This is a genomic window from Kaistia geumhonensis, from assembly GCF_030815145.1.
Classification (GTDB): Bacteria; Pseudomonadota; Alphaproteobacteria; order Rhizobiales; family Kaistiaceae; genus Kaistia; species Kaistia geumhonensis.
This window is the reverse complement of the sequence record NZ_JAUSWJ010000001.1, coordinates 3,147,687-3,169,741: the sequence shown is the minus strand read 5'-3', so window position 1 is coordinate 3,169,741 and position 22,055 is coordinate 3,147,687. Positions and strand designations below refer to the sequence as shown.

The window sequence follows — 22,055 nt, the reverse complement described above, 5'->3', positions numbered from 1 at the left end:
CTCAGCCCGATTTCCTCGCCGCCCGCTCGCGCAGCGTGTCGTAGATCGGCGGATCGCCGGCGAGGGTCGGCACCAGCATGGCCGCGAAGGTCGCCGCCAGCATCGGCACCAGAAGGGCCGTGTTGGCCGTCATCTCGACGGCGAGCACGAGGCCGGTGAGCGGCGCCCGCACCACACCGGCAAAGAAGGCCGACATGCCGACCAGCGCGAAGCCGCGCGGGTCGAGCCCGAGCGCCGGCAGCAGGCGCGACGCCAGGAGGCCGAAGCCGAGGCCCATCTCGGCCCCGAGAACGAGGATCGGCGCGAAGAGCCCGCCGGGTGTCCCGGCGGCATAGGACACCGCGCCGAGGACGAAGCGGATGGCGAAATAGAGCGCCAGCAGCTGCAGCGTCCCGTTGCCGGCGAGCGCCTGCTCGGTCAGCGGATCGCCACCGCCCACCAGCGACGGGACGACGAAGGCGATGGCACCCACCGCGGCACCGACCAGCATCGCCTTGAAGGTGGCCGGGAGCACCGTGATCCGTTCAAAGACGTCCATCGCGCCGAGGATGCTGCGGTTGTAGGCGATGGCGACGAGACCCGCGACGGCTCCGAACAGCACATAGGCGGGCAGGCCGGCGATGCCTGGCGCCGCGATCGGCGCCACCGTGAAGTCGAGGCTGTCGCCGAGGATGGCGCGCGCCACCGCGATCGCCGTTGCCGAGGCGCCGAGCGCCGCGATGGCGATCCGCGTCTCGAAACGGCGAACCAGTTCCTCGAGGACGAAGATGGCGCCGGCGATCGGCGCGTTGAAGGCGGTGGCGAGACCGGCGCCGGCACCGGCGGCGAGCAGCATGCGGCAATCGTCCCAGTCGCAGCGGAACCACTTGCCGACGAGATGGGCGAGCGTCGCGCCCATCTGGACGCTGGGACCCTCGCGGCCGAGGGCGAGACCGCCGCCGATGGCGAGCGTGCCGCCGACGAACTTGACCGGGATGAGACGGAACGTGGCCTGCTTCGCCTCACCCGCCAGCACGGCCTCGACATGGGGGATGCCGCTGCCCGACGCCTCGCGCGCGAAACGCCGCACCAGCCAGGCTGCGATGCCGGCAGAGGCCGCCGCGAGCACGACGACGGCGAGGAAGCCGACGATCGGAAACCCCTGCGCCGCCGAGACGACGTCGCCGCGCAGTGTCTCCGCGCGATCGAGGGCGTAGCGGAACCCCGCGCCGAGCGCGCCGGCCAGCGCACCCGCCAGCGGAGCGAGAATCCCGATCGCGAACAGGCTGCCTTTGCCGCCCGCCGGTTCGCCCGAGGCTTCAGATCCGCCGCCCTGCACATCCCGCATCGCTGTATCGCCCCTCATGCATTGCATCTTTGACGCGAAAGGTATGGATTGCGAGGGACTTCGCGCGCTAATGTCAAATCCGCGCAGCAACGCAAGCGAAGCGGATGTCGATCACCACAGAGCACAGCGGCTACCAGATCGTCTATGGCGAGGCAGACAACCTTTGGCGTTGCCCGCAGCTTGGCATATCGGCCGCATCACTCTCTCGAATGCGCAGCGAAATTGACCAGATCGACGGCGCATCGCGGCAACTGAACATTCCCGCCTTCCTGCTCGATCACTCGGGCTTCTCCATCACACCCGTTCTGGTTGTGCGCGCCGATCGCGACGGCGAGCATGTCTGGGTGATCAACAAGGTCGAGGATCCGCGCAGCGAACGGCGCGAGAAGGTCAGCCTGCAGCGGCTCGTCGAGGATACGCCGGAAAACCGGCGCCTGCTGCTGGACTGGCGGGATGCCTCGCGCGCCGTCTACGAGGAGGGCCAGCGCGTCTCCCAGCTCCGCGACTCGATCCCGCGCATGGGCCGCGCGCGCGTCGCCCCGGACGATGCCGCCCCCTCGGGCGGCATCTGAGCGGAAAGCCTGTCTCCGCCCTACTGCGCGGGGGCGGGAGCAACCTCGAGCGTGACCGTCGTAACGCCGGCGGCGAGGTTGAAGCCCGTCTCGCCTTCCACGCTGACCGGCTGCAGGGCGATCGAGCTGTCGCCGCCGCCGACCAGAACATTGGCACCGAGGCCCTTGACGAAGGCGACGTCCGCGCCGGCGCCGGCGAAGGTGCCGGCCAGCGTCCCGGCGCTCGGAACCGTGTTGGTCGCGGTGATGACACCCCAGATCAGGACGCCCTTCTTCACCTCGCCGAGAGCGACGCCGTATTCGGCGATCTTGCCCGTGTAGTAGTCGAGCGGGCCGCCGTTCTGCGGCGTGAACACGCATTTCATCGTCTGCTTCTCGACGACGAAGAAGCCGACGCCCGACGAGACATCGCATTCGAGCTTGCCGACCGCCGCCTGCTGGGCAAAAGCGGGCGTGGCGAGCGGCAGGCCGGCGACGAGCGCGGCAAGGGCGAGAGTTTTGGCGTTCATGTGCAGGCTCCCTGGCGAGAAAGGCGGCGAATCGCGGCCTCTTGCAGACGAAAACGCTATCAGACATCGCACAGGCTGGTGAACCGGAGGTCAATCGGTCCGGCGCATGACCTGCTGCATCGTCAGGAAGAGGAAGGCGACGGTGAGGCCCGCCATCATGACGCCGACCAGCGCCTCCAGCGCGCCCAGCATGTGCCAGCGGGCCGAGAGCATGATCGGCGTGTGGCCGTAGCTCGTCTGCGCCTCCATCGAATAGAGCATCGCGTCATGGGCATTGTCGAGCGCGCCAAGCTGGACATAGGCGAAGGCCCAGAGCCCGGCGGCGAGCGCATGGATGCAGACGGAGATGAGCACCGCGGCGCTGATCAGCACCGTGGCGCGCAACAGCGGATGCCACTTGAACGATGGTGACCGCGCGGCCGAGACGACCACGCGGTTCAGAAGCGCGAGCGCGGAAACGTGCAGCACGAGGGTGACGACGGTGAGCGGCACGCCCCAGAGCCAGTCATAGCCCCAACCACCGAGATCCTGCATGCCGCCCGCGTCTCCTCCCCGATCCGCCGCCGCTTACTCGCGATGCGACTCGAGGAACCACAGCGCCTTGTCGAGCGAGCGCGAGGCGGCGGTGAAGATGTCGGCGGTGTCGGCGTCGCCCGCCTCGTCGGCGGTGTCGATCGCTTCGCGCACGGCGTTCGCCGTCACCGCATAGCGCTCGATCAGGGCGTCGAGGTGATCGGGGATCTTGCTGATGTCGGTCGGATAGGGCTTCAGCGTCGTCGCGGAGCCGACCGTCTGCGTGGTGCCGAGGGCGATGCCGCCGAGCTGCGCCACGCGCTCGGCGATCGTGTCCGTATGGACGTCGAGATCGGCGCGGAAGGTGTCGAGCATCTCGTGGATCGCGATGAACTGGATGCCCTTGAGGTTCCAGTGCGCCTGCTTGGTCGCGAGCGACAGGTCGATGGCATCGGCGAGCCGCGCATTGAGCAGCGCGATCATCGCTGCCTTGGTGTTGGAGGCGAGATCGATGCGCGAAGAGAGCTTGGTCACGATGGTCGTCCTTCTCTTTCCAGGTCCCCGGGGGCGGGGCCGCAAAATCGCAGCACCGTCATAGGCGATGCGCGCGGCCTGCGCCACCGCACGGGCAACGAAGCTTGAGCCTTGCCGTTCCACGCGACCCCTCGCCGCAGTCCCACAGCGCCGCACTGGACATGCAGAGCCCGGCAGCCGAGACTCGCCGCGATCGCAAGGAGCCATCGATGACCAAAGTCGAACTGCCGCCGGACCCCTGGCAGCGCACCACCACCGAACACGGCTTCGCGGCCGACGAGGTCATCTCGGCGCTGCAAAAGTCGCTGCGCCGCGGCCTGCTCGACAATGCACTGCTGCTCGGCTGGGAGATGTTCGTCACCAGCCCCGAGCTCGAGGAGAAGCTCTGGGCGCGCCTCTGCGTCATCTCGGTCGAGGATGTCGGCTTCGGCAACCGCGACTGCCCCGTGCTGGTCGAGACGCTCTACCAGATGCATCACCGCTATCCGCGGCCGGCTGGCGACCGCTTCCTGTTCGCCGCCCACGCGATCCGCGTCATCGCAACCAGCCCGAAGGAGCGCTCGAGCGACGACATGGTCAACTGGGCGATGCGCGGCACCGCGCTCGGCGACCTGAAGCCCGAGATCATCGACGTCGCGCTCGACATGCACACGCGCCGGGGCGCGGAAATGGGCCGCGGCTACCGCTTCTTCATGGAAGAGGCCTCGAAGGTCGTGCCCGAGAGCAACGAGCGCGAGGCGAAGTATCGCGAATGGATCATGGCCGCGCTCGACGAAGGCCGGCTCAGCTGACGCCCACGCGCTTGTGAGCGCCCGCGGGGCGTCCACGCATCGACAGCACCGGAGCCTCCCGCTAGAAGCGGGCGGCTCCTCGAAGACGGGAACATCCGATGGCCGACGGCAAGCGCCTCTTTCTCGCAGGTCTGGCGTTCCTGCTCGGCCTCGCGGCCATCGCCGGCGCCTGGGCCTTCCAGATCTTCGGCGGCTATGCGCCCTGCAAGCTCTGCCTCGAACAGCGCATCCCCTATTATGCCGGCCTGCCACTGCTCTTCGTCGCGATCCTCTTCCTGATCGCCGACCGCCATCTGCCGCTCGCGCGGACTCTGGCGCTCCTTGCCGGCCTCGCCTTCCTGATAGGGACGGGCCTCGGCGTCTATCACGCCGGCGTCGAGTGGCACTGGTGGATCGGCCCGGCGGATTGCGGTGGCGGCGTCGCGACCACGGCCGATGCCGGCGATCTCCTGACGCAGATCGGCAAGACCAAGGTCGTGAGCTGCACGGACGCGGCGCTGCGGGTCGCCGGCCTCTCCTTCGCCGGCTGGAACGCGCTCGTCTCGGCGCTCGTCGCGCTGCTGGCGCTCGCCGCCGCGCTCGGCCGGTCGGACCGCGGGGCCTGAGCCCTCAGCGGCCCGCCGTCAGGTGATGCAGCACGATGCCGCTCGTCGTTGCGACATTGAGCGAATCGACGCCGGCCGCCATCGCGATCCGCACCGTTTCCGTGCGCTCCATGAGGCCGCGGTCGAGGCCCGGCCCCTCGGCGCCGAGGATCAGTGCCGTGCGGCCGCCGCGAGTGACCCGGTGAAGGTCGTGCGCGCCGGCGGGTGACAGCGACAGGACGCGGAACCCGGCATCCTTCAGCATCGCCACCGCATCCTCGCCGCGCGACAGGCGGGCGAAGGGCAGTGTCAGCGCCGTCCCGACCGAGACGCGGATCGCCTTGCGATAGAGTGGATCGCAGCATGCGGCGTCGATCAGGACCGCATGGGCCCCGAAGGCGGCCGCGTTGCGGAAGATGCCGCCCATATTGTCGTGATTGGCGATCGCCGAAAGCAGCACGACCACCGCGTCGGCAGGCGCCTCCGCGAGGAGGGCCGCCGGATCGAGCGGCGGGGCGGCGATGCCGTGTGCGAGGATGCCCCGGTGGAGCGGGAAGCCGGCGACGGCATCGAGCACGGCCTGGCGCGCGGCGTAGAGCGGGACGTCGGCCGGGAAGCCCGCGAGCAGGGGTGCGAGCGCATCGATCCGCCGCTCGTCGATCAGCAGCGAGGCGGCTCGATGGCGCGGCGCCCTGGCGAGCATGGCGAGCACCACCTCGCCCTCGGCGATGAAGGCGCCTTGCCGGCCGACGAGATCGCGCTCGCGGATGTCGCGATAGGCGGCGATGCGCGGATCGGCGGGGTCGGAGATAGGGATCGGGTTCATGCGGCGCGGGGCAACGGCGCCGTGAAGGAGGCGGCGCTAGGGATCGAGTTCGGTGTCCCAATAGAGATAGTCGAGCCAGCTGTCGTGCAGATAGTTCGGCGGGAAGGCACGGCCGTTGTTGTGGAGGTCCGAGACGGTCGGCTGGAACGGCATCTGGTGCGGCCACATGCCCGTGTCGCGCGGATGCGTGCTGCCCTTCTTGAGATTGCAGGGCGAGCAGGCCGCGACGACGTTTTCCCATGTCGTCTGGCCGCCGCGCGAGCGCGGGATCACATGATCGAAGGTCAGTTCCTCGCGCGCGCCGCAATACTGGCACTGGAAGCGGTCGCGCAGGAAGACGTTGAACCGGGTGAAGGCGGGATGGCGCGCCGGCTTCACATAGCTCTTGAGGCAGACGACGCTCGGCAGCTTCATGTTGAAGGACGGGCTGCGGACCGCGACGTCATATTCCGACAGGATCGTGACGCGATCGAGGAACACCGCCTTGATCGTATCCTGCCAGGACCAGAGCGACAGCGGGTAATAGCTCAGCGGCCGGTAGTCCGCGTTGAGCACAAGGGCGGGATGCGTTCCGGGCGACAGGGCTATCGTCAAGACTGGCTTCTCCGTGAGCCGACCTCGAGATAAGTCCGATTAATCTATAGGCTCTGTGTCACCCTTGTGAAGCCATCGGGAGAGGTTCCAACGTTCGTCGGCGTCTCAGGCGGACGGCGCCCCGAAGGCCTCATGCAGAAATGCCGCGCCCGCCTGGAGGCCGACCGCGTCGATGCCGTGGCCGAGGCCGGGCCGCACGAGCGTCTCCACGGAATAGCCGGCATCGCGCAGCGCCGCGGCCGTCTCCTGCATCGCCTCGACGGGAATGACCTCGTCCAGCGCGCCATGCACCAGCAGCACCGGCGCATGCCCGATCGTCTCGGGCGCGAGATGGGACTGCCCGGCGATGCGGCCGGAATAGCCGATGATGGCGGCCGGCGGCTTCAGGCGGCGCGGCGCGACCTGCAGTACCATCATTGTGCCCTGGCTGAAGCCGACCAGCGCGAGATCCGAATCGGAAAGGCCATGCGCCGCGAGCTCGGCATCGAGGAAGGCGTCGAGCTTCGGCGCCGCGGCGCTGGCGCCGGTCCAGTACTCGTGCGGATCGCGCACCGTGAGGCGGAACCACTGGTAGCGCGTCGGGTCCCAGTCGCACGGGTCGGGCGCGTTGGGGGCCACGAAGGCGACATCGGGAAAGAGCGGCGCCCATTGCCGCCCGATCTCGATCAGATCGGCCCCGTCCGCGCCGACGCCATGCAGCAGGACGACCAGTTTCCTGGCGGGACCGCCGGAGAGCGGGGCGATACGGGGACCGTCGAGCATGGTTTGGCGTCCAGTTTCTTGTGGCGAATCGCCTTCATCCTAGATGTTTTCGCTTCGCCGGGTCAGGAGACGATCAGTGCTCGAAGTGGCGGGCGGGATGGACGACAATCGACCCGCTGCCGTCCGCGCGCCGGCTTTGCCGCGGGAACGACCATGACAGCGACACCATGACGCCGACCTTCCGATTCGCGCCGAGCCCGAACGGGCCGCTCCATCTCGGCCATGCCCTCTCGGCCCTGCTGAACGCCGACATGGCCCGCGCGGCGGGAGGACGACTGCTGCTCCGGATCGAGGATATCGACCGCGAGCGCTGCCGGCCGGAATTCGAACGGGCGATCGCCGACGACCTCGCCTTTCTCGGCTTCATTCCGAGCGAGCCGCCGCGCCGACAGTCCGAGCATTTCGGCACCTATCGCGCGGCCCTGGACCGCCTCGCGGCCATGGGCCTCGTCTATCCGGCCTTCCTGTCGCGCGCCGAGATCCGCGCCCTGACGGCCGATCCCGCCTGGCCGCGCGATCCGGACGGAGCGCCGCTCTATCCGGTCGGGGAACGGACACTCTCGACCGCCGAGCGGGAGGCCCGCATGGCGCGTGGCGACCCCTATGCGCTGCGCCTCGACATGGCCGCGGCGGTCGCCGCCGCCGGGCCGCTGACCTTCGAGGAGAGCGGCGCGGGCCCCGAGGGAGAGAGCGGCCGCCTCACCGCCGATCCCGAGCGCTGGGGCGACGTCGTCCTCGCAAGGCGCGACACGCCGACCAGCTATCATCTCTCGGTCGTCGTCGACGACGCGCTCCAGGGCGTCACCGATGTCGTGCGCGGCGTCGATCTCTTCCATGCGACCGGCGTGCACCGCCTGTTGCAGGCACTGCTCGGCCTCGCCGCCCCGCGCTACCACCATCACCGGCTGATCCGCGACGCGGCCGGGCGCAAGCTCTCGAAATCGGACGGCGACACCGGCCTCGCGGAACTGCGCGCGGCCGGCGCCAGCGCCGGGGATATCCGCCGCCTCGTCGGGCTTCAGCCGACGCCGAGCACGTAGAGCCAGGCGGTGATGGTGAAGAGGCTGATCAGCGTCGACAGCGAGACGGCGCTGGCCGCGCTGGCGACGCCGGCGCGGTAGTGGGTGGCGAGCAGATAGGCGTTGACGCCGCAGGGCATGGCGGCAAACACGACGGCAACCCCGGCCCAGACGGGCGGCATCGGCAGGACGCGGGTCAGCCCGAATACCAGCAGCGGATGCACCACGAGCTTCAGCAGGCTGATGGTGAGCGACGCCGCGATGTCGCCCGCGAAGCCGTAGCGGCGGAGCGCGAGGCCCATCGAGACCAGCGCGCAGGGGACCGACGAGGCGGCGATCATGTCGACCGCCTGTCCGGCGACGCCGGTCGCCTCGATGCCGGCGATCTTGGCGATCGCGCCGGCATAAATGCCGATCAGGATCGGATTGCGGGCCAGCGCCTTGGCGAGGCGGATCAGCGTCGCCCGCGAGACGCCCGATTCGACGCCTTCGGCGAGGATCGTCGCCGCCGTCGTCATGATCGGCAGATGGATGGCGATGAGCAGGAACAGCGGCACCGCCCCCTCCTCGCCGAAGGCCTTGAGGATGATGGGCACGCCGACGAAGACGGTGTTGGCCTGGCCGCTGGCGAAGCCCTGCATGACCGCCTCGAGATGTCCGCGGCGGAAGATGCGCAGGGCGATGACGAAGCCGATGCCGAACACGATGAAGGCGCCGGTGAAATAGGCGATCCAGTAGCCCCAGGGCTGGCCGCCTTCCGGCAGCTTCGCTTCCGAGAGCGTCTTGAAGATCAGCACCGGCACCGCGAGGCCGAAGACATATTCCGACAGCCCGTCGGCGGCACGATCGCCGAGATGGCGCGTCCATCCGGCGACGTAGCCGACGCCGATCAACGCGAAGATCGGCAGCACGATCAGGGCGATCTCGGCGAGCCGCGCAGTCATTTCGGCACGCCGGGTGGCAGAATGGCGGGAAGCGGCATCGGACGGGCCCTGTGGGAGCGCCCGCGACCATAGACGAGGCCGACGCCAGAGCAAGGCCGCACCAGAGCAAAGCCGCGCCGCCCGTCATCCCAATGTATGAGCGCTCGACCTGCACGGGTGACTGCGCCGCTTTCGCCCCCCTCCTAAGCTTTCCCTCAGCCATCCACACGAACAGCAGTTGAAGGAGATCCCCATGTCTTCGCGGAACGTCGCCCGACTCATCGTCGATACGCTGGAACAGGCCGGAGTGGAGCGCATCTTCGGCGTCGTCGGCGACAGTCTCAACGGGCTGACCGAGGCGCTGCGCGAGACCGGGCGCATCCGCTGGGTGCATGTCCGCCACGAGGAAGCCGCTGCCTTCGCGGCGGCCGGCGAGGCGCAGATCACCGGCGCCCTCGCCGTCTGCGCCGGCTCCTGCGGCCCCGGCAACCTGCATCTCATCAACGGCCTGTTCGACGCGCAGCGCAGCCGGACGCCGGTGCTGGCGATCGCCGCGCAGGTGCCCTCCTCCGAGATCGGCGGCGGCTATTTCCAGGAGACGCATCCACAGAACCTGTTCCAGGAATGCAGCGTCTATTGCGAGATGGTGTCCGATCCGAGCCAGATGCCCTTCGTGCTCGAGAACGCCATCCGCGCCGCCGTCGGCAAGCGCGGCGTCGCGGTCGTCGTCATCCCCGGCGATGTCGCGCTGAAGGAGGCGCCCGACCGCGCGATCTCGTCGCTGCAGGGCCTGCTCCCGCCGGCACCGGTCGTGACGCCCGCCGCAAGCGAGCTCGATGCGCTCGCGGAGCTCCTCAACGGTGCAGAGCGGGTGACGCTCTTCTGCGGCCGCGGATGCGCCGGCGCCCATGCCGAACTCATGGAACTCGCCGAGACGCTGAAGAGCCCGATCGTCCATGCCCTCGGCGGCAAGGAATATGTCGAATACGACAATCCCTACGATGTCGGCATGACCGGCTTCATCGGCTTTTCCTCGGGCTACGAGGCGATGCATGCCTGCGACGTCCTGCTGATGCTGGGCACCGATTTCCCCTACAAGCAGTTCCTGCCGACCGCCGTGAAGATCGCCCAGGTCGATATCCGCGCCGAGAATCTCGGACGGCGCTGCACGCTCGATCTCGGCGTCGTCGGCGATGTCGGCGCGACGATCGCCGGCCTGCTGCCCCGCCTCGACGTCAAGGAGGACCGTCTCCACCTCGACGACAGCCTGACGCGCTACCGCCATGCGCGGTCGGGACTCGACGCGCTCGCCGAGGGAACGCCCGGCACGCTCCCAATCCACCCGCAATATCTCGCGCGGATGATCAGCGAGCGCGCCGACGACGATGCGGTGTTCACCTTCGATGTCGGCACGCCGACCATCTGGGCCGCGCGATATCTGAAGATGAATGGCCGCCGCCGTCTCGTCGGCTCGCTGGTGCACGGCTCCATGGCCAATGCCCTGCCGCAGGCGATCGGCATCCAGGCCGCGCAGCCGGGACGGCAGGTCGTCTCGATGTCCGGCGACGGCGGCTTCTCGATGCTGATGGGCGATCTCATCACGCTGACGCAGGAGAAGCTGCCGGTGAAGGTCGTGATCTTCAACAACGGCGTTCTCGGCTTCGTGGCGCTCGAGATGAAGGCGGCGGGCTTCGTCGAACTCGGCACCGACCTCGAGAATCCCGACTTCGCCGCGATGGCGACCGCGATGGGCATTCTCGGCATCCGCGTCGAGGATCCGGGCGAGCTGCCGCAGGCGCTCGACCGTGTCTTCGCCCATGACGGGCCAGCGGTGCTCGATGTCGTCACCGCGACGCAGGAGCTGTCGATGCCGCCGACCATCGGGATCGAGCAGGCGACGGGCTTCAGCCTCTGGATGCTGCGCGCCGTGCTCTCGGGCCGCGGCGACGAGGTCATCGACCTCGCCGAGACCAACCTCCTGCCGCGCTGAGCCGGTCCGCCTCGTCCGACCGCCGTCGCAAAGAACGCGAGATGCTCCCATGGACCTCACCCCGCTTCTGCTTTCGCGGATCCAGTTCGCCTTCACGATCTCGTTCCACATCATCTTCCCGGCCTTCACCATCGGTCTCGCCGCCTGGCTGACCTTTCTGGAGGCCTGTGGACTGATCACGGGCGAGCGGATCTATCGGCGGCTGTCGGACTTCTGGCTGAAGATCTTCGCCGTCACCTTCGGGCTCGGCGTGGTCTCCGGCATCGTCATGGCCTTCCAGTTCGGCACCAACTGGAGCGAGCTGGCACGGCGGACGGGCCCGATCCAGGGCCCGCTCCTCGGCTATGAGAGCTTCACCGGCTTCGCACTGGAAGCGACCTTCTTCGGCGTGCTGATGTTCGGCCGCGACCGCGTCCCGCGCTGGGCCTATTTCCTCGCCTGCCTGATGGTCTCGATCGGCACGAGCCTCTCCGCCTACTGGATCATGGTCAACAACAGCTGGATGCAGTACCCGACCGGGTACAGCCTCACGGCGAACGGCGTCTTCGTGCCGGACGACTGGCCGGCGATCCTCTTCAGCGAGGCGGTGCGGACGCGTTTCCCGCACATGGTGCTCGCGGCCTATGTCACCTCCGCCTTCTGCGTGGCGGCGACGGGCGCCTGGTACATGCTGCGCGGCACGGCCGTGCAGGAAGGCCGGGCCATGGCCGTGATGGGCCTGCGGCTCGCCGCCATCCTGGTGCCCCTGCAGCTCCTGTTCGGCCATCTCGTCGGCGACTATGTGCACGACCGCCAGCCGGCGAAGTTCGCCGCCATCGAGGGCCGCTGGAACGACCAGCAGCCGGCGAGCGAGATCCTCATCGCCTGGCCCGATCCGAAGAACGAGCGCAACCTCTTCGAGATCGCCGTTCCCTATCTCGGCAGCATCATCGGCTCGATGAGCCTGACCTCCAAGGAGATCGGCCTCAAGAGCTTCGCGGCCGAGGACCGGCCGCCAGTCGCCATCCCCTTCTTCTCGTTCCGCATCATGGTCGGCTGCGGCCTGCTGATGCTGGCCATCGCCTGGGTCGGGACGTGGCTGAGCTTCGGGGAAGGCCTGCTGAAGGCCCGTCTCTTCCTCGTGGCGACGTCGCTCTCGTTCCCGCTCGGCTTCGTCGCCACCATCACGGGCTGGTACACCGCCGAAGTGGGGCGCCAGCCCTGGTCCGTCTACGGCCAGCTGAGGACAGCCGACGCCGTGACGCCGGTGCTCACCTCGGGCGAGGTCGCGACCACGCTGACGCTGATCGCCCTGATCTATGCGCTGATCTTCGGCTTCGGCGCCCTCTACATCTACCGCCTGCTGCGCGCGGGTCCGATCCCCACGGCGGAGATTTCCCTCTACGGCACCAACCCCAAGCGTCCCCTGTCCCTGCCGGGCGCCAGCCCCGGCGTGACCGGCGCCGCCGGCATCGGAGACTGATCATGGTCGAGTTCTGGGCCTTCGCCCTCGGGTTCTCCATCCTGCTCTACATCCTGCTCGACGGCTTCGATCTGGGCGTCGGCATGCTGTTTCCCTTCGCATCCAGCGAGGACGAACGACGGCGGATGCTCGCCGCCATCTCGCCCGTCTGGGACGGCAACGAGACCTGGCTCATCGTTTCCGCCGCGACGCTGTTCGGCGCGTTCCCGCCGGTCTTCGCCATCGTGCTGTCGGCGTTCTACATCCCGCTATTCCTGATGCTCGCCGGCCTCATCCTGCGCGGCGTCGCCTTCGAGTTCCGCTACAAGGCGACGCGCAGCCGGCCGCTCTGGGACGCGGGCTTCGTGGCGGGGTCCTATGCGGCGGCCTTCGTGCAGGGCGCCGCGGTCGGTGCCATCGTCGAGGGCCTGCCGATCGAGAACGGCGTCTTCGTCGGCAACGGCCTCAGCTGGATCAGCCCGTTCGCGATCTTCTGCGGCATCGGCCTGTGCATCGGCTACGCGCTGCTCGGCGCCTGCTGGATCACGCAGAAATCGAGCGGCCCGCTGCGGGCCTTCGGCTTCGCGGCCCTGCCGAAGCTGATGGCCGCGCTCCTCGCCTTCCTCGTCGTCGTCTTCGCCTGGTCGATGGCGATCCGCCTGCCGGTGCTCGAGCGCTGGACGGAGCGTCCGCTGCTCTTCATCTGCCCGCTCGTCGGCCTCGTCGCCTTCGCTGCGCTGGCCGAGGGACTTCGGCGGGGGAACGACCGCTTCCTCTTCCTGAGCGGCGCCGCGATCTTCCTCGCCGCCTTCGCCACGCTGGCCGGGTCGTTCCTGCCCTACATGCTCCCCTTCTCGCTCACGCTCTGGGAGGCGGCGTCGCCGGCCGCCTCGCTGGAGTTCCTGTTCTGGGGGGCAGGTATCTTCGTGCTGCCGCTCACGCTGGCCTATACGCTGATCGTGTATTTCGTCTTCCGCGGCAAGATCGCCGAGGAGCGCAGCTATTGACCCTCCACGGCGCCGATCGATCGCAAAGGAAGGCGGGCGGGACAATATCCCGCCCGCCTTCCTGCCATGCACTCGCCGCTTCAGCCGGGGTCGATGCCGGACGGCGACAGGGGGGCCGCGATCCGGATCGGCTGCGGTCTCAGCTGCCGCAGGCGCTGGACGAGGTCGCTGGCGCGGCGCGCCGAGGCGATCGAATACTCGATCGCCGCATGCGCCTCGCGGATATCGGGCGAGGGACGCTCCAGCCAGTTGCGGCAGGCCGCATTGCCGAGGATCGTGGCGGTGAGCTGCTGCACGACTTCGTCGGCGATCGCAACGGACGCGGCGGAGGCGCCGACCGGCAGCGCGACGCGCTCGGCATCGCTTTCGGTCTCGTCCCGCTCCTTCGCCGTGCGGCGCCCCTGGAAGAACCCGCGGGTGCCGCCGCGCAGGCTGACGATGAGGACCGCGGTCAGGACCAGGGCGGCGAGATTGATGAAGAGCCGCGCAATGTCCGCCCCGGTCGCCGCCCTGCCCTCGCCGATCATGAAGCCCAGCGCCGACAGCGCGATGAAGGAGCCGGTCATCCACGCGACCTGCCGCCGGGACGCACACGGAATCATGGCGATCAGGAGCACGATATAGAGGACGTTGAGCCCGTAGGCTGGGGCGACAAAGGCGTCGGCGGCGAAGATCAGCAGCCCCGCCACCGCGGCGATGGACGGCGACGCGCCTCTCGACAGGCGGCGCAGCGCACGCAGGCGCAATCTCGTCAGCATTGCATAGGAACTGGTGGACGGTGGAATCCGACCCATCTTCATGCTCCGCTTCACGACGTTCGGCGCGGCTCCGTTTCGCGAAGCCGCCCATGTCAGTGTGAGGGAACCATAGCGAGCGGACCTCCGCGCGGCTTGAACGCCCTGCGACGGTTTTGAACAATCAGGGAGTGCCGCGACCGTATTCGCGCGTGACAACCTGCCCACGAAGCGACTACGGCAATCAGCCAGAGAGACGGGAAGCACGGCCATGGACACCGGATCTTACGGCGAGCGCCTCGACGAGCACTGGCACAGCAAGACGATCGTCACGGCTCTCTCGGTCGGCGGGCCGCTGGCGCCCGATGTCACCATCGCGCGCATCGCCGGCGGACCAGGCTACGGCTTCGTCGCGCCCGTCCCCGCGCAGGAAGGCTACGCGCTCTCGCTCGAGCTCATGGATTACGACAAGGGCGAACTCTGGCTCGACGGCCGCAGCACGCCGCAGACCGAGCTGCTGCGCAACAACAGCGTCTTCTTCGACCTGCGCAGCAGTGTCGAGGCGAAGCTCGATGATCCCTTCGACACGCTGCATTTCCACATTCCGCGCCAGTATTTCGACAATCTCGCGCTCGCCGGCGGCCGCCCGCCGATGGCGGATCTCCGGGTCGTCTCGGGCCAGGGCTTCCACGATCCCGTGATCGCCCATCTCGGGCTCGCCATGACCGCCGCGCTCGAGCGGTCCGGCGAACTCAGCCAGCTCTTCCTCGACCAGGCGATGGTGGCGCTCTGCACCCATATCGCTGCCGCCTACGGCACCGAGCTCGAACCGCGCGCTGTCGCACGCGGCCTCGCCACCTGGCAGCTCAAGCGGGCGCGCGACATGATCGCGAGCCGGCTGGACGGCAATCTCACGATCACCGAGATCGCGGTTGCCTGCGGCCTGACGCCGAGCTATTTCGCCAAGCAGTTCGCCCGCGCCACGGGCATGACGCCGCATCGCTGGCTGCTGAAGATGCGTGTCGACCGGGGCCGGCAGCTGCTGCTCGAAGGCCGGCTGACGATCGCGGAGGTCGCGGTCGCCTGCGGCTTCGCGGACCAGAGCCATTTCACGCGGATCTTCTCGCGCGAGGTCGGGACATCGCCCAAGGCGTGGCGGGATGCGCAGCGCCGCTGAGCATCCCGGTCCATGTTGGCCTAGCGCCGCCGCCAGCCGGCGACCTGCAGGACGGTCGCGAGCACCGCGAAGGCGATCCCGAGCGCGCTGACCAGCGTCCAGCCGCCGAACTGCCAGGCGAATGTCGCGCCGGCCGAGCCGAGCGCGCCGCCGAGGAACATGGTGCCCATCAGCACCGTGTTCAGCCGGGCCCGCGCCTCGGGATGAAGGGCGAAGACGATGTGCTGGTTGGAGACCAGCGCCGTCTGGATGCCGAAATCGAGCAGCACGACGCCGACGACGAGCCCTGCCAGCGACGTCCAGAAGCCGAACACCAGCCACGCGACCAGCGTCACCGCGACGCCGAGCGCGACCGCCTCGGAGGCACCGCGCCAATCCGCGAAGCGCCCGGCAAGGGGCGCGGCGAGAATGCCGACGGCGCCGACGAGGCCGAACAGTCCCGCCATCTCGGCGCCATAGCCGAAGCGAGGCTCGGCGAGTCGGAAGGCGAGGATTGTCCAGAACACCGTGAACGCCGCGAACAGGGCCGACTGCGTCAGCGCGGCGAGGCGCAGCGCCGGATAAAGGCGCCAGAGATGCCAGATCGACTGGAGCAGCCGCGGATAGGGCAGCGTGGAATCGGGGCTGCTCGAGGGCAGGACGGCACGCATCAGCACCGCGGCGGCGATCGCCAGCGGCACGGAAAGCCAGAACATCTCGCGCCAGCCGCCATGCGCGGCGACGAAGCCGGCCAGCGTGCGGCTGAGCAGGATGCCGGCCAGAAGCCCGGCCATCACCGTCCCCACCGTCGCCCCGCGCCGCTCGGGCGCCGCGAGATGCGCGGCGAGCGGCACGATCTGCTGCGCGACCGTCGCCAGAAGGCCGACGCAGAGCGACGCCGCGACCAGCATGGCGGCATTCGGGGCGATGGCGGCGAGCGCGAGGGCGATCGCCAGCAGCGCGAATTGCAGCACGATCAGCCGCCGCCGCTCGACGAGATCGCCGAGCGGCACCAGCAGGAAGAGACCCAGCGCATAGCCGAGCTGCGTCGCCGTCGGGATAGCGCCAGCGAGGCGGTCGGGCAGGTCCTGCTCGATCAGTTCGAGCATCGGCTGGTTGTAATAGATATTGGCGACGGCAAGGCCCGCTGCGGCGGCCATCGCGAAGGTCGTGCCGCGTCCGAGCGTGGCGCTCGCCTGCGGATCGAAGGCGGGCCCCGCCGGGGCGCTGTCCTGCATGGTCATGGGATCACCTCGGCCAGGATCGGGATAAGGTCAAAGGGCCGGCTGGGCGACGCGCCCCGCGCTGTCGCGCAGCGCCGCGACGATGCTCTCGACATCGCGCGGGCCTTCGTAGCGAAGACCGTTGATGAAGAGGCTCGGGGTGCCGTTCACGCCGCCCCGGATACCGCCGATGAAGTCGCGCTCGATCTTGTCGTCGTAGCGCCCGGCGAAGGCGGAGACGAGCGCGGCGCGGTCGAGGCCGAGCCGGTCGCCATAGTGGGCGAGGCTGCGGTCGTCGAGCGCATCCTGGTTCTCGAACAGCATGTCATGCGCCGGCCAGAAGACGCCCGCATCGGCGGCGGCTTCCGCGAGCTGGGCGGCGCGGCGCGCATGGACATGCATGTCGACCAGCGGAAAATTACGGAAGACGAAGCGAAGCCGGCTTCCCATCTCCTGCTGAACGGCCTTCAGGATCGGATAGGCCTCGCCGCAATAGGGGCACTGGTAATCGCCATATTCGACCAGCGTGACCGGCGCATCGGACGGCCCGAGGACGTGATCGTCGGCGGCGATCGGGGGAATGCCATGGGTCATGCTGCGGCTCCTTCGGCATGGGTTTGCGGGGAAAGCTGTTCCAGCGCCTCGAGGATGCCGTCGGCGCCGGGATTGATGCCGAGCGGCGAGACATAGGACCAGCGGATGACGCCTTCGGCGTCGATGACGAACAGCGCGCGATCGGCGACGCCCTCGGCGGCGCGATAGACGCCGTAGCGCCGGGCGACCTCGCCCTTCGGCTCGAAATCGGCGAGCAGCGGGAAATGCAGCTTGCGCTCGGCCGCGAAGGCGGCATGGCACCAGACGCCGTCGGTCGAGATGCCGACGAGTTGCGCCCCGAAGCGATGAAACTCGGGCAGCACCTCGTTGAAGAGGCTGACCTCGTCGCCGCAGACCGGGCTCCAGTCGGCCGGATAGAAGGCGAGGATGACCGGGTGGCCGCGCATCTCGGCGAGCGAGAGCCGCTGGTCGGGCGTGGCGGGAAGCGTGAAGTCGGGGGCGCGCGTGCCCGGCGGAAGGTGCGCGCCTGGGGCCGGGGCCATCTGCTCTGCCATGATGTCGTTCCTCGTCCGCCGACGCCGCTGCGGGAGGGGATGGGTCCATCCCGCCGACGCCGGCTCCTGCACTGATGGCGGCCATTGTCTGCCTGCCGCCGGCGCAGGTGAATCGACCCTTGGCGTGCGGCGCTCATACTTAGGTTTGGCGGAATGGCGCTCGCAGCGCGTCCGGCCGCGCCCGTCGCGGGAGGCAAACCAAGGTACTACCCGCCACCACCGGCGTATGATTTCGCTTTCCGGCCCGATGCCTAGCCTCATGCCATCCCCCACGGTGTCGGAGATGACGCGGCATGAGCGTGACGTCCCCCCTCGGCCTCGCGGCGGGCCGGGACTCCCGCGGCCCGCTCCAGGCGATCCTCTGGCTGAAGGGCCGGTTCGGCCCTCGCCTCTCCTTCGGCCTCCGTCTCGCGACCTCGGTCTGCCTGACGCTCTCGATCACTTATTTTCTCGAGCTTCCGAACTCCTTCTGGGCCGCAACGACGGCGGCCATCGTCTGCCAGCCGAGCTTCGGCGCCTCGCTTCAGAAGGGGCGCTTCCGGATCATCGGCACGCTGACCGGCGCGCTGGTCATGGTGGCGCTGCTCGGGCTGTTCGCGCAGCAGCGTGACCTGCTCATCCTCGGCCTGGCGCTCTTCTGCGGGTTCTGCGGCTTCGCCGCGGTCGCGCTGCAAGGCTTCGCCGCCTATGCGGCGGCGCTTGCCGGGATCACGGCGACGATCATCTTCACCGACACGCTGAGCGATCCGACCGACGCCTTCTTCCTCTCCCTCATCCGCGTCAGCGAGATCGGCATCGGCATCGGCGCCGCGACCTTCGTGATGCTGGTCACCGATCCCGGTCTTGCCGGACGCCAGCTCTCCGGCCTGCTGGCGCGCATCGCGGACCAGATGGCGGCGGGCTTCGTCGCCTCGATGGCGAGCGAAGCGGAGACGGACGCCATGCGCGCCGCCCGGCGCGAGATCGTCCATTCGCTGGCGCCGCTCAACGCGGCGATCGGCGCCGCCGTCTCAGGTTCGGCCCGCTGCCATGCGCGGCGCGGCAATCTGCATGCGGCGCGCGAGGCGCTGGTCGCCTCGCTGGTGAGCTGGCGCACGATCGGCCACCATCCCGGCAGGATCTCCGGCGACGACACCGCCGCGACGCGCGCGGCTCTCGGGCGGCTGCTGGCCCCGCTCGGCGCCGGAAGCGTCGCCCGCGATCCGGCCGGTATCCGCGCGGCGAGCCGCCATGTGCTGGCTGAGCTTCGGGCGATGGAGGGCGGCGCGGCGATCGACGCGCTGCTGCGGGGCGCGGCGCGCGACCTTGCCACCTTCCTCGTGCTGGCGGCGGATGCGCTGCTGATGCTGCGCGGCCAGAGCGCGGACCCGCAACCCGCGCGGCGGCCGCGCCTCGTGATCGACGATCCGCTGTTCGGGCTGCTGGCGGCATTCCGCGCCTTCGCCGCCGTTCTCGCCGTATCGGCCTTCGCCATCGCGAGCGGCTGGTCCAACGGCGGCTTCGCCATCGTCTTCACCGCCGTCGCGACGCTGATCTTCGTGGCGCGCGACGATCTGGCGCCGGCGCTCGCCTGGGACAACGCCCTCGGCACGAGCCTGATGGCGGTCGTGGCCGGCGCGCTCTATTTCGGCCTGCTGCCTGCCCTCACGACCTTTCCGGCGCTCCTCGTGGTGCTCTTCCTGCTGTTCGCGGCGCTCGGCTTCATGCAGGCCGGGACCTGGCACCCGATCGTCTTCCTCGCCATGTCGATCAGCGCGCTGCCCATGCTCGGCGTCGGCAACCCGCCGAGCTACGACGCCGCAGCCTATCTCAATCTCTGCCTCGCCATCATCGCCGGCAATCTCGTCGGCGTCCTCTTCTTCGCCGCGCTGCCCGTCCCCGGCCCGACGCTGCGCATGCGGCGCTTCATCGGGCGGTCGCTGCGCGAATTGCGCCGCGAGATGCGGCGCCCGACGGCGAGCCGGCCGAGCGCGTGGTCGCGGCGGCTGGAACGGCGTCTGGAGGCCATTCCCGCGCAGGCGAGCCTTGCCGATGCCGGCGCGCTGCTCTCGCTGCTCGCGGTCGGCGAGGCCGTGATCCGCCTGAAGCGGGCGCGGCTCGATCCCGACCGCCGCCGCCTCGCGAGCGAGGGCCTCTCTGCGCTCGCGGCGGCCGATCTTCAGGGCGCGCGCGGCCACTTCGAGGCGCTCGCCGCGATGCGCGATGCGAACGACCTCACCGCCGAGATCGCCGTGATCGTCGACGCCATCGACGGCCAGCCCGGGCTGCTCGCTTCGGGCGCCGTCCCATCCGCCCAGACCTGAGGAGCCTGCGCCATGTTCACCGAGGTCGATATTCTCGGCGTCCTCATCTCGCCCTTCGTCGTGATGATGTTCGCCGCCTGGCTGGTCGTCACGCCGATCACGATGGCCACGGCGCGCGTGAGGTTGCTCGGCCGCATGTGGCATCCGGGCCTGTTCAACCTCTGCCTCTACGTCATCACCCTCTCACTCATCGTGATCCATTTCGGAGAGCATCCATGACCACGACGGATAGTGTCGCGGAACCCGCCGTGCCGCGCGGAAGGGGCCTTGCGTCCCGGCTTCTTCCCTGGCTTCGGTCCCTCCTCGCCGTTCTCGTCACGCTCGCCGCACTCGGCCTCGCCGGCACTCTCGGCTGGCGCATGTGGCAAGTCTACATGACGACGCCCTGGACGCGGGACGGGACGGTGCGCGCCTATGTCGTGACGGTCACGCCGCAGGTCTCCGGACGCATCACCGAGCTGCCGGTGAAGGCCGACCAGTTCGTCCACAAGGGCGACCTGCTGATGGTCATCGACCCCAGCGACTACGAGATCGCGCTCGCCAATGCCGAAGCGGCCGTCGCCGGGGCGCAGGCCGACCTCGACAACAAGACGATCGAGGCCGCGCGACGGGCCCAGCTCAATTCGCTCGCCGTCTCCAGGGAGGAACAGCAGAGCTTCGCGGCATCGGCGGCGGTGGCGGCCGCCACGCTGCAGCAGGCGACGGCGTTGCGCGACAAGGCGAAGCTCGACCTCGAGCGCACGCGGATCGTCTCGCCGGTGAACGGCTACATCACCAATCTCCTCACCCAGCCCGGCGATTATGCGACCAGCGGCCAGCGCGCCCTCTCCGTCGTCGACAGCGACAGCTTCTGGGTCGACGGCTATTTCGAGGAGACGCTGCTTTCCGGAATCGAAGTCGGCGACAGCGCGCGGGTCTCGCTGATGGCGCATCCCGAGCCGCTCGGCGGGCATGTCGTCGGCATAGGCCGCGGCATCGCCGTCGCCAATGCCGAACCGGACGGCTCCGGTCTGGCGACAGTCAATCCGGTCTTCACATGGGTGCGCCTCGCTCAGCGCGTCCCGGTCCGCGTCGTGCTCGACGACGTGCCGCCCTCGGTGAGGCTCGTTGCGGGGCTGACGGCGACGGTTTCCATCCAGCCAGACAGGCCGCGGCCCTGATCGAGGGGCTTCGGCGCCTTGCACCCGGCAGGAACAACAACGCCCCGGCCTGAAGCCAGAACCTCAGGCCGGGGCGTTGTGCGTGTGCGGTGCTAGCGACCGCGAAGCGGCACCACGACCAGCATGGCAAGCACCAGCGCCAGCGCGACGACGAGGCAGGCGGTGAAATCGAGCGCGCCGATGGCGAGAGTGCCGAGCGCCGCGCCGCCGACAAAGGCGAGCCAGTTCAGAAGCGAGGTCGAGGCGGTGCCCCATGTCAGCTTCGCCTCCGCCATGCGCGCGATCGACTGGCCGAAGCGGAAGAGCATGCCGGTGACGAAGCCCTTGCCGACATCGACGCCGCCCACCGCCTGATGCAGCACGTTCTGGATGCCCATCGTCAGCGCGACGATCATCACGCAGGGCAGCGAAAGCGACGCCAGCGACGCGAGGAGCGCGGCGGCGAACAGCACGGCCTCGAGCGCGAGCACCCGGCCGATGAGCCGCGCGCCGACATGGTCGGCGACGGCGGTGCCGACCGCGGCTCCGGCGACGAATGCCGCGATGACGCCGAGAACGGCGACGAGATCCGGCACCGCCCAGTCGGCGATCGCGATGCCGAGATGCGTGCTGTTGCCGCTCATGAACGAGACATAGAGGTGGTTGAACCGCACGAAGGCCGCGGCATCGAGAAAGCCTGCGAGGCCCGTCAGGGTCAGGGCGAAGGCGAAGGGCCAGCGCGCTTCCGATCGGGCGGCGGCGGGGGGTGAGGGAGGCCGGGCGGCGGCCTCGACGGGGCTGGCACCGGCATCGGCCGGGCTCGGTATCTGGGTATTCGCGTTCATGTCGGTCACGTCGCTTCTGGAGGGTCGGGGGGACGCGGGAGAGGCGCGCCTGGCTCGGGTGGCACCGCCGCTGTCCACGGAAGGACGCCGCCCCGGCGACCGGATCGATTGCGATGGGGAGGGCGGGACGCGGGGGCTGACGCGCGCTCGCGAA

Annotated in this window: 24 protein-coding genes; 11 read left to right on the top strand and 13 right to left on the bottom strand. The window is 69.3% G+C overall.

Annotation, left to right across the window (positions count from 1 at the left end):
* Window position 1 precedes the first annotated feature (1 nt).
* Window positions 2–1,345, bottom strand: a complete 1,344-nt coding sequence (clcA, locus tag QO015_RS15020) for a H(+)/Cl(-) exchange transporter ClcA (protein ID WP_266278467.1) — start codon at window positions 1,343–1,345, stop codon at window positions 2–4.
* Between the two features lie 86 nt (window positions 1,346–1,431).
* Here clcA and QO015_RS15015 point away from each other — a divergent pair, with 86 nt between their 5' ends.
* Window positions 1,432–1,899: a hypothetical protein gene (locus tag QO015_RS15015; protein WP_266278468.1), complete on the top strand. Its 468-nt coding sequence runs from the start codon at window positions 1,432–1,434 to the stop codon at window positions 1,897–1,899.
* A 20-nt stretch (window positions 1,900–1,919) separates the two neighbouring features.
* On the opposite strand, the gene QO015_RS15010 is transcribed toward QO015_RS15015, so the two are convergent.
* From QO015_RS15010 to dps, 3 genes are all read right to left on the bottom strand, one after another.
* On the bottom strand, window positions 1,920–2,408 hold the full coding sequence (locus QO015_RS15010) for a DUF992 domain-containing protein (protein ID WP_266278469.1): 489 nt from the start codon (window positions 2,406–2,408) through the stop codon (window positions 1,920–1,922).
* Window positions 2,409–2,498: 90 nt separating this feature from the next.
* Window positions 2,499–2,942, bottom strand: coding sequence for a hypothetical protein (locus QO015_RS15005; protein WP_266278470.1), 444 nt, complete (start codon window positions 2,940–2,942; stop codon window positions 2,499–2,501).
* Window positions 2,943–2,975: 33 nt separating this feature from the next.
* A complete protein-coding gene (dps, locus tag QO015_RS15000) occupies window positions 2,976–3,455 on the bottom strand; it encodes a DNA starvation/stationary phase protection protein Dps (RefSeq protein ID WP_370877422.1) in 480 nt (159 codons plus the stop codon).
* Window positions 3,456–3,664: 209 nt separating this feature from the next.
* Between dps and QO015_RS14995 the strand changes: the two genes are divergently transcribed.
* Both QO015_RS14995 and QO015_RS14990 read left to right on the top strand, forming a co-directional pair.
* On the top strand, window positions 3,665–4,246 hold the full coding sequence (locus QO015_RS14995) for an AAA family ATPase (RefSeq protein ID WP_266278471.1): 582 nt from the start codon (window positions 3,665–3,667) through the stop codon (window positions 4,244–4,246).
* A 98-nt stretch (window positions 4,247–4,344) separates the two neighbouring features.
* Window positions 4,345–4,851, top strand: coding sequence for a disulfide bond formation protein B (locus QO015_RS14990; protein ID WP_266278472.1), 507 nt, complete (start codon window positions 4,345–4,347; stop codon window positions 4,849–4,851).
* 4 nt (window positions 4,852–4,855) lie between these two features.
* Here the strand turns inward: QO015_RS14990 and QO015_RS14985 are convergent, their stop codons facing one another.
* From QO015_RS14985 to QO015_RS14975, 3 genes are all read right to left on the bottom strand, one after another.
* Complete coding sequence (locus QO015_RS14985) at window positions 4,856–5,656, bottom strand: TrmH family RNA methyltransferase (protein ID WP_266278473.1); 801 nt, start codon at window positions 5,654–5,656, stop codon at window positions 4,856–4,858.
* A 36-nt stretch (window positions 5,657–5,692) separates the two neighbouring features.
* Complete coding sequence (locus QO015_RS14980; RefSeq protein WP_266278474.1) at window positions 5,693–6,250, bottom strand: HNH endonuclease; 558 nt, start codon at window positions 6,248–6,250, stop codon at window positions 5,693–5,695.
* A gap of 105 nt (window positions 6,251–6,355) precedes the next feature.
* Window positions 6,356–7,012, bottom strand: a complete 657-nt coding sequence (locus QO015_RS14975; RefSeq protein ID WP_266278475.1) for an alpha/beta hydrolase — start codon at window positions 7,010–7,012, stop codon at window positions 6,356–6,358.
* 167 nt (window positions 7,013–7,179) lie between these two features.
* Here QO015_RS14975 and gluQRS point away from each other — a divergent pair, with 167 nt between their 5' ends.
* Window positions 7,180–8,052, top strand: coding sequence for a tRNA glutamyl-Q(34) synthetase GluQRS (gluQRS, locus tag QO015_RS14970; RefSeq protein ID WP_266278476.1), 873 nt, complete (start codon window positions 7,180–7,182; stop codon window positions 8,050–8,052).
* Here gluQRS and QO015_RS14965 read toward each other — a convergent pair.
* A complete protein-coding gene (locus QO015_RS14965; RefSeq protein WP_266278477.1) occupies window positions 8,031–8,975 on the bottom strand; it encodes an AEC family transporter in 945 nt (314 codons plus the stop codon). The two genes, gluQRS and QO015_RS14965, sit on opposite strands and share 22 nt — an antisense overlap.
* Window positions 8,976–9,207: 232 nt before the next feature.
* Here QO015_RS14965 and poxB point away from each other — a divergent pair, with 232 nt between their 5' ends.
* From poxB to cydB, 3 genes are read left to right on the top strand one after another with little or no spacing between them, the layout of a single operon-like run.
* The gene (gene poxB / locus QO015_RS14960) at window positions 9,208–10,944 is read left to right on the top strand and encodes a ubiquinone-dependent pyruvate dehydrogenase (RefSeq protein WP_266278478.1); all 1,737 of its coding nucleotides are present in this window, start codon (window positions 9,208–9,210) and stop codon (window positions 10,942–10,944) included.
* A 49-nt stretch (window positions 10,945–10,993) separates the two neighbouring features.
* Complete coding sequence (locus QO015_RS14955; protein ID WP_266278479.1) at window positions 10,994–12,406, top strand: cytochrome ubiquinol oxidase subunit I; 1,413 nt, start codon at window positions 10,994–10,996, stop codon at window positions 12,404–12,406.
* 2 nt (window positions 12,407–12,408) lie between these two features.
* A complete protein-coding gene (gene cydB, locus QO015_RS14950; protein ID WP_266278480.1) occupies window positions 12,409–13,392 on the top strand; it encodes a cytochrome d ubiquinol oxidase subunit II in 984 nt (327 codons plus the stop codon).
* An 80-nt stretch (window positions 13,393–13,472) separates the two neighbouring features.
* Here the strand turns inward: cydB and QO015_RS14945 are convergent, their stop codons facing one another.
* Window positions 13,473–14,186, bottom strand: coding sequence for a sensor histidine kinase (locus QO015_RS14945; protein WP_307290368.1), 714 nt, complete (start codon window positions 14,184–14,186; stop codon window positions 13,473–13,475).
* Window positions 14,187–14,397: 211 nt separating this feature from the next.
* Here QO015_RS14945 and QO015_RS14940 point away from each other — a divergent pair, with 211 nt between their 5' ends.
* Entirely contained in the window at window positions 14,398–15,303 is a 906-nt protein-coding gene (locus tag QO015_RS14940) for a helix-turn-helix domain-containing protein (protein ID WP_266278482.1), read from the top strand.
* A 20-nt stretch (window positions 15,304–15,323) separates the two neighbouring features.
* Here the strand turns inward: QO015_RS14940 and QO015_RS14935 are convergent, their stop codons facing one another.
* From QO015_RS14935 to QO015_RS14925, 3 genes are read right to left on the bottom strand one after another with little or no spacing between them, the layout of a single operon-like run.
* Window positions 15,324–16,520 carry an MFS transporter gene (locus tag QO015_RS14935; protein WP_370877464.1) on the bottom strand — a complete coding sequence of 399 codons (1,197 nt, stop codon included), beginning with the start codon at window positions 16,518–16,520 and terminating at the stop codon, window positions 15,324–15,326.
* 36 nt (window positions 16,521–16,556) lie between these two features.
* Entirely contained in the window at window positions 16,557–17,099 is a 543-nt protein-coding gene (locus tag QO015_RS14930; protein WP_266278483.1) for a DsbA family protein, read from the bottom strand.
* Window positions 17,096–17,614 carry a redoxin domain-containing protein gene (locus QO015_RS14925; RefSeq protein WP_266278484.1) on the bottom strand — a complete coding sequence of 173 codons (519 nt, stop codon included), beginning with the start codon at window positions 17,612–17,614 and terminating at the stop codon, window positions 17,096–17,098. Before QO015_RS14925 ends, QO015_RS14930 begins: the two co-directional genes overlap by 4 nt.
* Window positions 17,615–17,907: 293 nt before the next feature.
* Here QO015_RS14925 and QO015_RS14920 point away from each other — a divergent pair, with 293 nt between their 5' ends.
* From QO015_RS14920 to QO015_RS14910, 3 genes are read left to right on the top strand one after another with little or no spacing between them, the layout of a single operon-like run.
* The gene (locus QO015_RS14920) at window positions 17,908–19,917 is read left to right on the top strand and encodes an FUSC family protein (protein WP_266278485.1); all 2,010 of its coding nucleotides are present in this window, start codon (window positions 17,908–17,910) and stop codon (window positions 19,915–19,917) included.
* 12 nt (window positions 19,918–19,929) lie between these two features.
* Window positions 19,930–20,136: a DUF1656 domain-containing protein gene (locus QO015_RS14915; protein ID WP_266278486.1), complete on the top strand. Its 207-nt coding sequence runs from the start codon at window positions 19,930–19,932 to the stop codon at window positions 20,134–20,136.
* Window positions 20,133–21,077 carry an efflux RND transporter periplasmic adaptor subunit gene (locus QO015_RS14910; protein ID WP_266278487.1) on the top strand — a complete coding sequence of 315 codons (945 nt, stop codon included), beginning with the start codon at window positions 20,133–20,135 and terminating at the stop codon, window positions 21,075–21,077. Before QO015_RS14915 ends, QO015_RS14910 begins: the two co-directional genes overlap by 4 nt.
* A 92-nt stretch (window positions 21,078–21,169) precedes the next feature.
* On the opposite strand, the gene QO015_RS14905 is transcribed toward QO015_RS14910, so the two are convergent.
* Window positions 21,170–21,901, bottom strand: a complete 732-nt coding sequence (locus QO015_RS14905; protein WP_266282329.1) for a YoaK family protein — start codon at window positions 21,899–21,901, stop codon at window positions 21,170–21,172.
* Window positions 21,902–22,055: the final 154 nt, after the last annotated feature.

What these genes read in the sequence shown, in the direction of transcription:
- clcA (WP_266278467.1), bottom strand. Translation starts at nt 1,345, where the DNA reads ATGAGGGGCGATACAGCGATGCGGGATGTGCAGGGCGGCGGATCTGAA.
- QO015_RS15015 (WP_266278468.1), top strand. Translation starts at nt 1,432, where the DNA reads ATGTCGATCACCACAGAGCACAGCGGCTACCAGATCGTCTATGGCGAG.
- QO015_RS15010 (WP_266278469.1), bottom strand. Translation starts at nt 2,408, where the DNA reads ATGAACGCCAAAACTCTCGCCCTTGCCGCGCTCGTCGCCGGCCTGCCG.
- QO015_RS15005 (WP_266278470.1), bottom strand. Translation starts at nt 2,942, where the DNA reads ATGCAGGATCTCGGTGGTTGGGGCTATGACTGGCTCTGGGGCGTGCCG.
- QO015_RS14995 (WP_266278471.1), top strand. Translation starts at nt 3,665, where the DNA reads ATGACCAAAGTCGAACTGCCGCCGGACCCCTGGCAGCGCACCACCACC.
- QO015_RS14990 (WP_266278472.1), top strand. Translation starts at nt 4,345, where the DNA reads ATGGCCGACGGCAAGCGCCTCTTTCTCGCAGGTCTGGCGTTCCTGCTC.
- QO015_RS14985 (WP_266278473.1), bottom strand. Translation starts at nt 5,656, where the DNA reads ATGAACCCGATCCCTATCTCCGACCCCGCCGATCCGCGCATCGCCGCC.
- QO015_RS14975 (WP_266278475.1), bottom strand. Translation starts at nt 7,012, where the DNA reads ATGCTCGACGGTCCCCGTATCGCCCCGCTCTCCGGCGGTCCCGCCAGG.
- gluQRS (WP_266278476.1), top strand. Translation starts at nt 7,180, where the DNA reads ATGACGCCGACCTTCCGATTCGCGCCGAGCCCGAACGGGCCGCTCCAT.
- QO015_RS14965 (WP_266278477.1), bottom strand. Translation starts at nt 8,975, where the DNA reads ATGACTGCGCGGCTCGCCGAGATCGCCCTGATCGTGCTGCCGATCTTC.
- poxB (WP_266278478.1), top strand. Translation starts at nt 9,208, where the DNA reads ATGTCTTCGCGGAACGTCGCCCGACTCATCGTCGATACGCTGGAACAG.
- QO015_RS14955 (WP_266278479.1), top strand. Translation starts at nt 10,994, where the DNA reads ATGGACCTCACCCCGCTTCTGCTTTCGCGGATCCAGTTCGCCTTCACG.
- cydB (WP_266278480.1), top strand. Translation starts at nt 12,409, where the DNA reads ATGGTCGAGTTCTGGGCCTTCGCCCTCGGGTTCTCCATCCTGCTCTAC.
- QO015_RS14945 (WP_307290368.1), bottom strand. Translation starts at nt 14,186, where the DNA reads ATGGGTCGGATTCCACCGTCCACCAGTTCCTATGCAATGCTGACGAGA.
- QO015_RS14940 (WP_266278482.1), top strand. Translation starts at nt 14,398, where the DNA reads ATGGACACCGGATCTTACGGCGAGCGCCTCGACGAGCACTGGCACAGC.
- QO015_RS14935 (WP_370877464.1), bottom strand. Translation starts at nt 16,520, where the DNA reads ATGCAGGACAGCGCCCCGGCGGGGCCCGCCTTCGATCCGCAGGCGAGC.
- QO015_RS14930 (WP_266278483.1), bottom strand. Translation starts at nt 17,099, where the DNA reads ATGACCCATGGCATTCCCCCGATCGCCGCCGACGATCACGTCCTCGGG.
- QO015_RS14925 (WP_266278484.1), bottom strand. Translation starts at nt 17,614, where the DNA reads ATGGCAGAGCAGATGGCCCCGGCCCCAGGCGCGCACCTTCCGCCGGGC.
- QO015_RS14920 (WP_266278485.1), top strand. Translation starts at nt 17,908, where the DNA reads ATGAGCGTGACGTCCCCCCTCGGCCTCGCGGCGGGCCGGGACTCCCGC.
- QO015_RS14915 (WP_266278486.1), top strand. Translation starts at nt 19,930, where the DNA reads ATGTTCACCGAGGTCGATATTCTCGGCGTCCTCATCTCGCCCTTCGTC.
- QO015_RS14910 (WP_266278487.1), top strand. Translation starts at nt 20,133, where the DNA reads ATGACCACGACGGATAGTGTCGCGGAACCCGCCGTGCCGCGCGGAAGG.
- QO015_RS14905 (WP_266282329.1), bottom strand. Translation starts at nt 21,901, where the DNA reads ATGAACGCGAATACCCAGATACCGAGCCCGGCCGATGCCGGTGCCAGC.